The sequence below is a fragment of the Clostridium saudiense genome (genome assembly GCF_000577815.1).
GTDB lineage: Bacteria > Bacillota > Clostridia > Clostridiales > Clostridiaceae > Clostridium > Clostridium saudiense.
Genome location: NZ_CBYM010000017.1, coordinates 1 through 14,356, shown reverse-complemented (window position 1 = coordinate 14,356; position 14,356 = coordinate 1). Strand labels below are relative to the sequence as shown.

Annotated in this window: 14 protein-coding genes; all 14 read left to right on the top strand. The window is 25.4% G+C overall.

Features of this window, described 5'->3' with window-relative positions:
• Window positions 1-54: 54 nt before the first annotated feature.
• The gene (locus TY07_RS09750) at window positions 55-417 is read left to right on the top strand and encodes a hypothetical protein (RefSeq protein WP_042398860.1); all 363 of its coding nucleotides are present in this window, start codon (window positions 55-57) and stop codon (window positions 415-417) included.
• A gap of 16 nt (window positions 418-433) precedes the next feature.
• The gene (locus TY07_RS09745) at window positions 434-1,045 is read left to right on the top strand and encodes a hypothetical protein (protein WP_052330674.1); all 612 of its coding nucleotides are present in this window, start codon (window positions 434-436) and stop codon (window positions 1,043-1,045) included.
• A gap of 65 nt (window positions 1,046-1,110) precedes the next feature.
• Complete coding sequence (locus TY07_RS09740; protein ID WP_042398858.1) at window positions 1,111-3,189, top strand: type IA DNA topoisomerase; 2,079 nt, start codon at window positions 1,111-1,113, stop codon at window positions 3,187-3,189.
• A 34-nt stretch (window positions 3,190-3,223) separates the two neighbouring features.
• Window positions 3,224-3,520, top strand: a complete 297-nt coding sequence (locus TY07_RS09735; RefSeq protein WP_042398856.1) for a hypothetical protein — start codon at window positions 3,224-3,226, stop codon at window positions 3,518-3,520.
• A 60-nt stretch (window positions 3,521-3,580) separates the two neighbouring features.
• Window positions 3,581-5,560, top strand: a complete 1,980-nt coding sequence (locus tag TY07_RS17270; protein WP_052330673.1) for an ArdC-like ssDNA-binding domain-containing protein — start codon at window positions 3,581-3,583, stop codon at window positions 5,558-5,560.
• Entirely contained in the window at window positions 5,550-6,527 is a 978-nt protein-coding gene (locus tag TY07_RS09725; protein WP_042398853.1) for a hypothetical protein, read from the top strand. The genes TY07_RS17270 and TY07_RS09725 overlap by 11 nt, the downstream gene beginning before the upstream one ends.
• Entirely contained in the window at window positions 6,511-6,735 is a 225-nt protein-coding gene (locus tag TY07_RS09720) for a transposon-transfer assisting family protein (protein WP_042398850.1), read from the top strand. The genes TY07_RS09725 and TY07_RS09720 overlap by 17 nt, the downstream gene beginning before the upstream one ends.
• 487 nt (window positions 6,736-7,222) lie before the next feature.
• Window positions 7,223-9,055, top strand: a complete 1,833-nt coding sequence (locus TY07_RS09715) for a hypothetical protein (protein WP_042398847.1) — start codon at window positions 7,223-7,225, stop codon at window positions 9,053-9,055.
• Between the two features lie 478 nt (window positions 9,056-9,533).
• Complete coding sequence (locus TY07_RS09710) at window positions 9,534-9,866, top strand: cyclic nucleotide-binding domain-containing protein (protein WP_042398844.1); 333 nt, start codon at window positions 9,534-9,536, stop codon at window positions 9,864-9,866.
• 35 nt (window positions 9,867-9,901) lie between these two features.
• The gene (locus TY07_RS09705) at window positions 9,902-10,357 is read left to right on the top strand and encodes a hypothetical protein (RefSeq protein WP_042398840.1); all 456 of its coding nucleotides are present in this window, start codon (window positions 9,902-9,904) and stop codon (window positions 10,355-10,357) included.
• A gap of 499 nt (window positions 10,358-10,856) precedes the next feature.
• Entirely contained in the window at window positions 10,857-11,549 is a 693-nt protein-coding gene (locus TY07_RS09700; RefSeq protein ID WP_042398837.1) for a response regulator transcription factor, read from the top strand.
• A complete protein-coding gene (locus TY07_RS09695; protein WP_042398834.1) occupies window positions 11,527-12,729 on the top strand; it encodes a HAMP domain-containing sensor histidine kinase in 1,203 nt (400 codons plus the stop codon). Before TY07_RS09700 ends, TY07_RS09695 begins: the two co-directional genes overlap by 23 nt.
• A 172-nt stretch (window positions 12,730-12,901) precedes the next feature.
• Window positions 12,902-13,969, top strand: coding sequence for an ABC transporter permease (locus tag TY07_RS09690; protein ID WP_042398831.1), 1,068 nt, complete (start codon window positions 12,902-12,904; stop codon window positions 13,967-13,969).
• A partial coding sequence (locus tag TY07_RS09685) for a hypothetical protein (protein ID WP_042398828.1) occupies window positions 13,969-14,356 on the top strand: 388 nt, incomplete at its 3' end. The genes TY07_RS09690 and TY07_RS09685, both read left to right, overlap by 1 nt.

Here is a 14,356-nt window from a genome sequence, read left to right as displayed (position 1 = left end):
TATAGTTAAAGGAAAGATAATAACAACTAAAAATAGATTATGGGAGAGAGTTTGATGAAGAAGTATGGTATTAAATCTAAAGATAACAATGATATATTAATATTCCATGCACTACCAAATGAAACTACAAAATTTCAATGGTATATTTCAGAAAATATTAATGAGAAGGGACAACCTATTGATGGACAAATATATGAATCATATACATTATCTACAGAAGTAATAAAAAGAAAAAGCTTTGAAGGAAAATACTTATATTGTGAGTATCTAGTACAAGGAATAGATCAGTATAAAAAAACAGAGTATATAAAGTTAGATTTAAATATTGATAGTATGGTTAATTCAGGAGTAATTTTTGATGATATTTCAAAATTTGATGAACAAGGTAATATATTAAATTTAATTATAAATAATTAAAGAGGTGTTTTTTTGCATGAAAAAAGAGATATTGGCTCATAATTCCGAAATGGTGGATATAATGTTAAAAGAGTTAAAAGAATATGTAAAATCAAAAGAGGATAATCAAAATGAAAAGATAGTTGAAAAGAAAAAAGCTATTAAAGGAATTAGAAAATATAGATTAGGATATGATTATTTATTTTTACCTAAAAGAACATTTAAGTATAAAGGGGATTTAATAGGTGGAATTAGCATAATGGTTTTATTTAAAATTTATGATGTGAATGGTAACGAGATTTTATTTGAAACAAAAGGTGAAGAGTTGAAAGAGCAGACAATAAAATTAAAAAACGGTGAAGAATGTTATTTAAGTGAGTTATTTTATTGTTCTTTTGATAAAGAGTTGTTTAAAGAGAATCAAACTTTTGATTTTAGTCCAACAATGAATGTAATAATGAGTAACTGTAGGATTGCTATGGAGATTCATAGTTATACGAAAGATATAGAAGTAAGGAAAGTAATTTTAGAACCTGAAAATATAGATAGAGAAGAGTTTAATGATATTCTGTTAAATAATTTAGAATTATTTGATGTAACTGATAATAAGCCAGCTCAGAGCTGTTCTTATATTGCAGTAGAAATTTAAAATCAAAAATAAGAGTATAATGTAATATTACATGTAATACATAGATAAGAAAGGAGAAATTGGGAGTGAAATTAGTAATAGCTGAAAAGCCAAGTGTAGCTTTAGAGATAAGCAAAGTCATTGGAGCAAGTGAAAAAAAGAATGGTTATTATGAAGGTAATAATTATTTAGTAACATGGTGTGTAGGGCATTTAGTTGAAAATGCAATGCCTGAAGATTATAGTGTTGAGTATAAAAAGTGGAATTTAGAAACATTGCCGATAATTCCTGAAGAATGGAAAACAAAAGTATCAAGTAAAACCAAAGATCAATTTAGAGTTATAAAAGAGTTAGCTAATAGAGATGATGTAGAAGAGTTGATTTGTGGGACAGATGCTGGAAGGGAAGGAGAACTGATATTTAGGCTAGTATATAATCAAATAGGAAGTAATAAACCTATTAAAAGATTATGGATAAGTTCTATGACTAGAGAATCTATAGAAAAAGGTTTCTGTAAATTAAAAGATGGGAGAGAGTTTGAAAGTCTTTATAAGTCAGCTTTTTGCAGAAGTAAGGCAGATTGGTTGGTAGGGTTAAATGCAACAAGATTATATACAGGCTTATATAATAAAATGCTTAATGTAGGTAGAGTTCAAACACCAACTATAAATTTAATTGTAAAAAGAGATGAAGAAATTAAAAATTTTGAACCTAAACAATATTTTGTTGTAAAGGCTGATACTGGATTATTTATAGCTGCTAAAAAATTTGATGGAATAACTGAAGCTTATAGTATAGTAAATAAGTGTAATGGTAAAGATGCAATAATAAAAAATGTTATTAAAGAAGAAAAAAATATAAAACCTAGCGGTTTATTAGATTTAACATCTCTGCAAAGAGAAGCTAATAAATTGCTAGGTTTTTCAGCACAACAAACATTAGATTTAGCTCAATGTTTATATGAAAAGAAAATTATAACATATCCAAGAACAGATAGTAAATTTTTGACGGAAGATATGAAAAATGAAACAAAAGATTTAATAATTAATTTAGTAAATTCAAATCTTTTAGGAGAAAATTTAAGGGAAAAGTATGAAATTGAAGCAGTTAAATTAGAAAGCATTATAAATGACAAAAAGGTTAGTGATCACCATGCAATAATACCTACTAACGAAGTTTTAAAGCACGATTTAAGCCTTACAGATAGTGAAGAGAAGATATTATACCTAGTTGCGTACAAGCTCTTAGAAAGCGTTTATAAGCCTATAAAACAGACTAATATAAAAATAGATTTGGGAATAGAAGATGAAATATTTGAGTTTTCAGGAAAACAAATATTAGATAATGGTTTTAAGTTGATAGAAAAATTAATGAAAGAAAAATTGGGTATAGAAATAGAAGAAGATAAAAATAGTTTTGAAGGTGAGGTGAATGTAGGACAGAGATTTGAAAATGTTGAATTATCTTCAGAAGCTAAGAAAACTCAACCACCTAAATATTATACTGAAGATACGTTATTATCGGCTATGGAGAATGTGGGAAGATTGGTAGATGATAAAGAACTTAAAGAATCTTTAAGCAAAGGTTTAGGAACGCCAGCAACTAGGGCGGGAATAATTGAGCAGATAATAAAGAAAGGTTTTGTAAAAAGGGATGGCAAAAAGCTTATATCAACAATAGAAGGAAAAGAATTGATGAAGATTTTACCTGAAGATATAAAATCACCTGAATTAACTGCTAAGTGGGAATATGAGCTAGAGAGAATAAATAATGGTGAATTATCAGAAGGTGAGTTTTTAGAAGAAATAAAAGTATATATAAATAGCCTAATAAATAATGCTAAAGGAAATTTAAATAAGGAATTTGTTAAAAGTAAAGAAAGAGAAATTATAGGTAAATGTCCTAGATGCAATAAGAATGTTTATGAAGGGAAATTAAATTTTTATTGCGAAGGTGGAAAAGAATGTGGATTTACACTTTGGAAGCAAGATAAATTTTTTACTAATGCAAAGAAAGAAATAAATAAAAGTATTGCAAAAAAATTGCTTAAAGATGGTAAAGCAGAAGTTAAAGGATTATATTCAGTAAAAAAAGATAAGAAATATGATGCAACTGTAGTTTTAGAAGATACAGGGAAATTTATTAATTTCAAGTTAGAGTTTTGATGATATAATAAAATAAAAAACTATGGAGGAAGAAATGAGAAGTATATTATTAAAAACTATTTTAAGCATACCATTAATAGTTTTAAAAATAATAATAATAGTATTTGAAGGTATGAAATCAATAATAGAACGTATTGGAGGATTTTTTCTTTTATTATTTATTATACCTACTATTTGGACTTTGTTTAAAAAAGATTATTATACTTTTTCAGCATATATATTTGGAATCATATTTGTAATTTTGATGCAAATAGGAGCAGAACTTATATTGAGTACTCTAACTTGGCTATATGAGAAAATATATATATACAAAATGGAATTAGAAGGATAATTAACACCAGGAAGATACCTGGTGTTTTATTATTGTTTTTTTTAGGAGGGAGAAGGAGGAATGTATTATAAGATTGATGAAATTAAAGCAATACCGATACAAGATGTATGTTCTCATTATGGAATAGTTTTAAAAGCAAAGGGTGAGAACTGGTGGGGACGACTTAGAGAAAATGATAGGACACCATCTTTTTCAATAAATCCAAGTAAAAATATATGGAGAGATTGGGGAATTTCAAAAGGGGGAGATGTAATTTCCTTGGTAAGTGAAATAGAAGGAGTAGATCAAGGGAAAGCAATATTGATTTTAGGAGAAAGGTTTGGCATAGAGCAAGAATATACTACAGAAAAAGTATCTGTATTTCCTACATTTAATCAATTTAAAAGTATAGGGATTTTTTCTAAAAGAGCTATACAGAATTTAGATATTAATTTAGAAAAACAATCAATAGAGGAAATTGAAAAGCTTGAAGAAAAATTTGAAATATCTATGCAAGAATTAGCTAATGTGGATATAGAGGCTTATCATAGAATATTAGATTATAAAGCGTTACCTATTTTATATGAATACAGAAAAAATACAATAGATGCTTTTATAAAATATATTAATTGTGATAATTATAAAGATCTACTTGTTTATGAGTTAATTTTTAATGAGTTTCAAGATGAATTAAATGAAAAGGTTGATATTTATAATAAAGCTAGATTAGATGGAATAAATTTAGATGAATTGAAATTTGATATAAGTAATATGAATGACATAAATTTTTCTGATGAAGATATAAGCAAACTAAAGCAGGATATCAAGAATTTAGAAAGGATATCTGATAAATTGAATTTGAATGATGAAATAAATTATCTTATAAATGTGAAAGAAAATGTAGTGAAAATTTATGAGGGATTAAAAAAAAACGGTAATTACTTTTTAAATAGTGTTGAGTATGAAGTTATGGATAATAGTCAGCAGTTAAGAGAGGATAAGTTTTTTTATAAAACTAAAAAAAGACTAGTAGGTGATGAAAATATGGTATATGAAAAAAATATAAAATCTTCTAATGAAGATAAAGTAAAAGAATTAAGTGAAAAACTTGAAGATGGAATAAAGGATTTGTTTGAGAGTGATAAATATAAAAACTTTTTAAAAGTAATGTCTAAGTTCCATAATTATTCGTTTAGAAATTCTATATTAATAATGATGCAGAAACCAGAAGCAACTTATGTAGCTGGATTTAATAAGTGGAATACATTTAAAAGAAAAGTCAATAAAGGTGAAAAAGGAATAAAAATTTTTGCACCATCTCCAATTAAGAAAAAAGTTCAACAATATAAAAAAGATGAAAAAGGTAATTTCATATACGTAGATGGCAAAAAAGTTATAGAAGAAGTAGAGCAAATAATTCCTAAATATAAAATAACCTATGTTTTTGATATAAGTCAGACTAGTGGAGAGCCATTACCAAGCTTGACTGAAGAGTTAAAAGGGAGTGTAAATGATTATAGTAATTTTAAGAAAGCATTAGAAAATAGTACAAGTTTTAATGTTGCATATGGAAGCATAAAAGGAGAAGCAAAAGGATATTGCACACCTGCTTTAAAAAGAATTATGGTTAAAGAAAATATGTCAGAAGTTCAAACAATAAAGACGCTTCTTCATGAAATGGCTCATGCAGAGTTACATACAATAAAAGATGGAAAGAGTAGAGAAACTAAAGAAGTTGAAGCTGAAAGTATTGCATTTATAGTTAGTAATTATTATGGAATAGATACATCTGATTATAGTTTTGGATACTTAGCTGGATGGAGTAGTGATAAAGAGTTAGGGGAACTTAAGAAATCTTTAGATACAATTCAAAAAACTGCTGCTTCTTTAATAGATAAAATTGATATTAATTATAAAGAGTTATTTAAAGATAAAGAAATTAAAATAGACCATGATAATAAAGATATTAAAGAGATAATTTCAGAAGCTAGTAAAAAAGCTGAAGATCATAACAATAAATTGGAGAATAAAGAGAGTAAGGAGCGTAGTTATGAAATTTAATATATTGGAGAAATTAAAGGAAATATTCTTAAAAAAATCAGAATATAAAACTGAAAAAACTGATTTTAATATAAGTGAAGAAAGTAAGTTAGAAAAACTAAACATAGGAACTTGTATAATGGATAATGAAGAAAAAGAGAAATTTTTAAGTATTAATACTCCAAAATTAGTTGAATTATATGAAAAAAAAATATCAGAAGAAGATAAAATGTTGATGGAGAAGCAAGGATTAAAGTTAGATACTTTTGTAGAAAGATTTAAAGATGAATTAAATGATCATGATTTTATAGAAGGAAATTGTGCAGTATTTTCATTTGATGATTTCTTAAAAATAGAATTATCAGGTTATTCAGAGTTAGATTTAAAAAGAGATCAAAATTTTATAGATTTACAAAAAGAGAAGGGATATATTGAAGGGAGAATTATTGACTTAAAAGAAGATATAAAATATTCTTCAGAAGAAAGTCAACATCAATCTATTGAAGAGTTAAAAAATGAGTTAAAATTATATGGAGAGTTAAATGATTTTCTTAGTAAAGAGATAAATAAAGTTGTTGGTAGTGAAATAGAGCAGCTAGAATATAATGCTAAAGAATATACAATGAAAGATGACTTGAAATTAGAGGATGGTTCTTTTATAAAGGGAGGAACATCTTTTTTTGTTGAAGGATTTAAAAAAGGAGAGTTTGAAGTTCACTTTGAAGCTAGAGAAGATAATACATATATTCCTAATGATGGAGAAGGAAGTGGGTATTATTTTAGTGGAGAAGAAATAGCAAGATATTTTGATTTAAATAAGACAGTAGATTTAGTAAGAGGAAAAGAATTAATAAATGATAATATGAAATTAGATAAAAATAATAGTAAAGATATAAAAGATATAGTTGAAGATGCGAGTAAAAAAGCTGATGATTATAATAATAAATTAGAAAAGAAAGAGGGAAAAGTAAATGAAAAAGAGCTTTAATAAAGAAGAATTAACTATTATGAGTTTTTATAATTGTGATGATAGAATTAAATTAATTAATCAATTGGAATCTGTAGTAGAAAATGTAGATGAAGTTGAGATTGAATCTGAAATAAATGAAATTGTAATAAAGCTTAAAGGTATGACGGATGACGACTTTAAAGAAATTGACTTTAAAAATATTATAGAAATTGAAGAAGATATATAAAATTTAAAAGTAGCAGTAAATAAAATTTACTGCTACTTTTTGCCTAAATTATATTGTTTTAATTCTAAAAATGTAATATAATTTAGAAAAAAGAAGAATTTCTTCTTCATATTTCAAGTCCGAACGATAAATTAAAATGTCGCCAAACATCTTAATTTATATAACTGAAACTGGTAAAGCAACTACCAAAAAACAGAGTGTTGGAACTTTAAATTCATTTTATGCTTATATTCTAGCATAAGGTGAAAATTTGTGCAATATAAAAAATAACAAATTGACAGGAGGAAACCAAAAGAAGTTTTGGGATAATTTTCAATTTGATTTTAAAGAGCATAACATAAGTTTTGATATATAACTCTTAGGTAGAAATACCTAAGAGTTTTTTTATTGTCGGAAAATATTACGGAGCAATTTAAATAGATAGATTGTGGGGAGGGGGAAACTATACCAAAAATCATAATTTATCAGATGAAAGGAGGGAAAAACTTTGAAGGATAAAGGTAATTTTATAGAGCAAATGTTTATATATAATTTGATAAATAAATATGGCGAAGTTCAAAATTATTTTGGGATTAATGAAGTAGTTTCAGGAGAATTTTCTCAAAATAGAGCTGAAAAAAAATATGAAACACATATAGAAAAAGTATTAGAATATCCAATAAAAAATAGATGGAATAAAGAACTTAGTCATATGAGCCTTCAAAGTTTTTGTACCTTCTTAAATAAACAAAATAGAAATTTAAGAACTGAAGAATTAGATGATAGATATTATCCATTTACACTTGAATTTGAATCATCAAAAAAGAAGGAAAATTTTGATGTATTATTTGAAGTAGCTCAATACCTTCAGTATTTAATGAAGGAATTAAATGTAAATGAAGAAGATTTTACTATTATAATAAATAATTCAAAGTCAGTTTATATAATGGTTAATCCAAAAGTATTTGGATTAAAGCCAAGTAAAAATGTACATAGAATTTATACAGAAATGTATAAAAGAATAAAAGAAGAACTGGGCTTAAAATTCGTAGATGAAAGCGTAGTTAATTCAAGCTACAGATTAATAAAAACTCCAGGATCTTATTATAAGGGTGGATATGTTAATTATGTTTCAGTAGATGAATTTATGCACTTAATGACAGGTCATTTAACAAGAGTAAAATTAACTAAGAAACAAAGGGACATAAGAAAATTAATGTTACCTGGTATTCAATCAATTGCAATGACTAGGCTTTATGAAAAGGCAAAAAAGAAAGTTGAAAAATCTATAAAAGAATATAAAAATAAAAGCACTAAAGTTTTAAATTTACCAGGAATGGAATGTACTAGAGAGTGTGTGAAAGCACTAATAAATATGCCAATAATGGATAAAGGGAACAGAAATAATTTCTTAGTAAGCATAGCATTAGGACTAAGTGAAGCTAATTATAGTGAAAATGAAATTAAGGAAGTCCTAAGAACAAAAGCTATAGAATGGAAACATGATGAAAGTTTAAGAGCAGTTGAAAATAAGTATAAATCATTGAAAAGAAATGGGACTAATTTTTCTTGTGATAAAGTAAAAATGCTTTTTGAAGAAGAAGGATTAAGCCTTGGTTGTAATGTCTGTAAAAAGGCAATAAATAGCATCTATATTGCAAGAAATATAGTTGAATCTATTTATAACAACAAGGGATCAGTACGCCATTATAGAGCTTATTTAGAACTAGAAAAACAAAATCTTTTTGGTAGATACTTTAATATAGCTGAAGTTGGAATAAAAGTAGCAACTTTAAAAGAACTAGCAAAGAAAGTGAATGGAACATTAGAAAAGAAAGAGGGATTATTTAAGTTAACTGTAAAGAGAGGAAAGGCAATATATAGATTACCACTTAATTATATAGAAAATGCAGTTGATATATTAGATCAAAAAATAGGAAAGGTACTAATGTTAATAGTTAAAGCATATTCAAGCAACTCATATGGAGCATTTATAAGTTTAGGCGTTGTAAAAATTGCTGAATATTTAGCTTTTAAAAATGAAAGAAGTGTATATAATTTTTTAAAAGAATTAGAGAAGTTAGGATTTTTAACTAAAAATAAAAATGGAATAACATTATATTATAAGAGTAGAAAAGTAGTAAATTTAGAAGAAGAAAGAACAAATAGAAAAGAAAATGCAAGAGTTATAGAAGGAACTAAAGTAGTAAATGGATTACAATTAAAATTTGAATTTGAAAAAATAGAAGCTGGTACAAATCTGCAACAAATAAATTTTGAAAATTATAAATTCAACAGAATTGAAAATAATAAGGAGATTAATAGAGGTTCACCACCATGATAAAAAATTAATGTTCGTGTTTTATGGCTAGAAGTTTCATGGCCATAAAACTTTTAAAGAAATATTCCAGGATAATTTTAATAGAAATACGAATAAAAATATAATTGATATTAATAATGTACAAGCTGTCTATAAGCCTATATAAGAAGAGTAAATTTAACAGGTATTAGAATATTAAAGTGCTATAAAAAATTCTAAAAATAAGATTTAAAAGAAAATAAGTAAAGGAGGTAAAAAACTAATGAAGGTAATTTCCAAAATAAGTAATTTTCTCGTATTCATGAATAATTTCATAAATATAAAACATCTTAAACCATTGAAATTACTAGCTTTGATATATATTTTATTTTTAGACATTTAAATATAATATTTTTATATAGGGTTCCTATAATTTGTTGTTGGTTATTCTTATATATTTTTTATTTACTACTAAGGAACTATGTTATAAAAGTATTCTAGGATTTAGGAGGTTTAGGTTATGACAAAAAAAGATAATTTAAATAAATGTTTATTAGAAGATGTATCTAAAATTAAATTTAAAGGGATCTATGTTCCTAATTTATATGTTTTTGATAAAGATTTGAATAGTAATATGAAGCTTATATTATTTTTGTTGTTATATATAAATAAGTATTATGAAAATAGGATAATTAAAGTTAAATATTTAAGTAGTTTGCTGGTTATAACTGAAACAACAGTATCAAGGGAATTAAAGAAACTTGAAGAGTTAGGATACATAAAATCAGAACTAGCAGTTCATAAAAATATAACTTTAGGTAAAAGGTATTATGTACAAGTTAAACCTATATAGACTTATATTTAAATAATATTAATTGGAGGGAAAAAATGATAGATGAAAATTTAAGTTGTAAAGAAATAAAAATATTTGCTATGAGTAAAGATGAACCAAGGTTTAAAAATAAAGCTTACGCATATGTTCAAAGAGAATTTTTTTTAAAAGATTTAGTTAATGAAAAAGGTAAATTTTTATATTATAGAAATGGAATGAATATATCAGGAGATACGCTTGTTTTATTTAAGTTTGATAGGCAAATAATTGCAAGTGCAATAGTAAAAAAATCTAAAAAATTTAAGATACCTGAAGTTAGGCACGGAGTTAATCATAATGGAGCATTATATCTTGATATTTCAACTATAGAAGTATTTAGGCCTATTAATATAAGTAAATTATTAGAAGAAATACCTAATTTAAATTATTCAACTAGAGGAAATAAGATAGAAATTGAGAATTTAGATATAATTATACAATTAATTAATAAAAATATTGGCTTAACGTTGTAAATTCAAATTTTTCGGATACTGATCCTAATACATTCAAATTTACTAATCTCATTTTTATAATAATAGTCTCAATTAATATTAAATAAGGATTTTTTTTATTGTCTTAAATAACTACAAATCAAAATTGGAATAATTTACAATTTTATGTTAGTATTAAATTAGAATTTGCATTAGGTAGCCACTTATTAAGTTTCTTGTTATATTGTTAAATTATAAGTTCTTGTTTGTGATAAAAGAGAATATTTAACTGTACGAAGTTTAACTATTGATAAATTATGTTTGTTTTTGGGATTTATGTGAGCATTAAGAGAAATAGGAAAATGAGATTTTGAATATCAGTAAAAAGAAATTTTATTAATTCATGAATTAAAATTTTTGGATTTATGATAAATTCCAGTATATTGATATTGAGATCATGCAGGTCAAGTATTTAAGGATAAGAGATAAGCTAGGTTAAGGTAAAAGTATTTAATTAAAAAAGAAGTATATAGGAGGTAAAATGGCAAAGCTATTAATTGTGGATGATGATTTGGATTTAATAGATATGCTTTCAAATTATTTCTTATTAAAAGGATATGAAATATATACAGCATATGATGGAAAAGAAGCATTAGATAAAATGAAGTGTACTCCAGATTTGGTTATTTTAGATGTTAATATGCCTAAACTAAATGGTATAGATGTATGTAAAAGAATAAGAGATTTTACTCAAAGTCCTATTTTATTTTTAACAGCAAGAGCTACAGAAGAAGATAAAGTAAATGGATTATTAGTTGGTGGAGATGACTATATTGTTAAACCATTTAGTGTTAGGGAATTGGAAGCTAGGATAGTTTCTAATTTAAAAAGAGAAGAGAGATCAAAGTATTCTCATAAGATGATTTATACAGGGAGTATGAGTATAGACCTTATTTCAATGGAAGTATTTATAAATGGACAAAGATTAGATTTAACTAAAAAAGAATATGAGATAATAGAGTTATTAGCATTACATGAAAGACAAATATTTAGCAAAGAACATATATTTTTAAAATTATGGCATGAGGAAAATGATAGTGATATTAAAGTAGTTACTGAATATATAAGAAGAATTAGAAAAAAGATTTATGAGTTTACAGATGAAAATTTTATCGAAACAGAATGGGGTAGTGGATATAGGTGGAAAAGCTTTGATAAGGAAATATCTAAATAAAAGGGTATTATCAATTAAAAAGAGTCTAATTTATTATATAGTTATATCATCATTATTATCAGTTATCATATCTATAGGAGTTATGAATGGGGCTAGAATTATACAAAATAGTATATGGAGTAAATATAAAACCATAGAAGAGTATAAGGAAATATATGATTTTTATAATAAGTATTATGGATATATAACAGAAGCACCGAGGATTAGCTCAAGCTTTATGAGTCAATCAGATAATATTATAGTAGAGATATGTGACTTTTTAGAAACATGGACATTATTAATAATAACGATAACTTTAAATAGCATAACATCATATTTATTTTTTAAGAGAAAGCTTAAAAAACCATTAGCGTTGCTAGAAAAAGGGGCAAATGAAATATTTAACAATAATTTAGATTTTGAAATTGAGTATGATTATATGGATGAGTTTGGTAAGCTGTGTAAATCTTTTGATAAGATGAGAATTCAATTGATAGATAATAATCAGAAAATGTGGAATAGAATTATAGAAGAAAAGGAGTTTCATGCATCAATAGCTCATGATATAAGAGTTCCACTAATGGTATTAGAGGGGTATGTAGAAACTATTTTAGAGTTTTATCCAGAAGACAACATATCCAAAGAAGAGGTGCTAGCGGAACTTAATAAATGTAATGTTCAAATTGCAAGATTGAAAGAATTTGTGGAATATATGAGAAGAGCAGATGAGGTAAAACTACGAGATAGAAAAGATGAAAAGGTAAGTGCACTAAAAATAATTTATGATATTGAAGAAGAAAACAAAGTGTTTTATAAGAAAAATGGAATTGATATAAAGGTTCAACATAATCAATTTAAAGAAGATTTTGAAATTAATATTGATAAGTTCATATTTTTAGAGATTTATGAAAATATTATTACCAATGCAATTAGGTTTGCTAACAGTGAAGTTTCTATAAATATCAATATAGAAGATGAACAGGTTATATTAATTGTTAAGGATGATGGTTGTGGCTTTGAAAGTAAAATAATTAATGAAATAGACAGTGAAAAGATAAGAAAAAACAGAAATTATGCTTCAGGACATATGGGAATGGGGCTTTATATAACTAAACTGCTTTGTGATAAATATGATGGAGATTTAAAAGTTTATAATGCAGCAGATGGAGGAGCAATAGTTAGTATAACTTTATATTTGTAAAAAATTTCACCTAAATAATAGGGTGGAATTTTTTTTGTAAAATTACAAAAGTTGATTTTTTTTTGATATTTAGAATTTAAAATAAACTTAAAGATAAGTAGTGAAGGCAAAATATATAAATGGGATTTGGAGTTTAGGGTAAAATTTAAAATAAAGAATGGAGGCAAAGGATATGAGAGGAATAATAAAAATGACTATTAAAGATATAATAAAACAACCCTTTTATTATATTGGATTAATACTATGCTGTTTCTATGTATATGTGAATCTATGTCAATATTTAGATGTAAAATATTTTGAGAATGACAGCCAAATTGTTACCTTAGATGAAAATAGCATTTCAGATGCAGATATAATGAATGGATATATTCCTGTAAATAATAAAGAAAAAGAACAACTGGCGTTAAGTACAATTTATAAGAATTTAGTTGAAGAATTAGATGTAGAACCTAATGAAGCTCAAGAGGTAATTAAAGAGTATAAACGAGGAATTAGTATAGAGGATTTTGCTAAATATTTAGATGAAAATTATGGCTATAAGAGTGCAGAGTATGCTTTTTATGATGCTAATATGAAACAAGCAACTATAGAAGAAGCAAATAATTATATTAGAGAAAAACTAGGAGAAGAAAATTATACTGAGTGGTTTTCTAAAAAGTTTGTAGATTATTTTGGAGTATGCTTAATATTCTTTATGATAGCGTTATTTCCAATATTATATATGAAGGATTGTAAAAGAGATATATATGAATTGATTCATACCAAATCCATATCATCTATAAAGTATATTGGGGGGAAAGCTATAGCAGGGCTTTTAGCTATGATTCCAGTAATATTTGTGATAACTCTTTTTTATAATTTTTTAGCTATGAAGATTGCATATAAGTGGGGATTTAATTCTTCCATGTTTGATATTTTTAAATATGTAATAATATTTATTTTACCAAGTGTAGTGATGGCACTTGCAATTCATAGTTTAGTAACAGTTATATTTAAAAATCCACTGCCAACAATACCTATTATGATTTTATATATTCTTTATTCTAATATAGGTGCAGAAATATTAGAGGGTAATATTCATTATAAGACACATCCTTTAAGTATATTTATTAGATTCCCTGAAATATTTTTTGAAACTAAAATATCTTTAGGAATGTATATTAATCAAATATCATTATTAATAGTTTCAATACTTATTTTTATGATAGCAACTGTTGTTTGGAAAAGGAGACGTTTTTGATGAAGCAGGATTTAGTAATTGTAGTTAGTAAATATAAGTTATGGATTTGTATAATATATGTAATGCTATTATCTATAATTTTTCCATTAGCATATGCTGATGAAATAGGAGGCGTTATTGATCCATATAGTTCACTTTTGTCTATTCTTTTCTTTTCAGATTTATTTTATTTAGAGATTTTAGAAAAAAGGTATGAAGTTATTAAGTTAAAGTCTAAAGACGTTTTAATAGGGCTAGTAAAAAGAAGGTTTTTTATAGCTTGGTTATTTGTAGAATTATTAGCATTAGTTCAATATAGTTTGTATTTAATGAAAGTCAATAATAATATAGGGAAAATGGATAACTTATCAATGCTTATAATTACTTTAATTGCAACAGGAGTAAGTA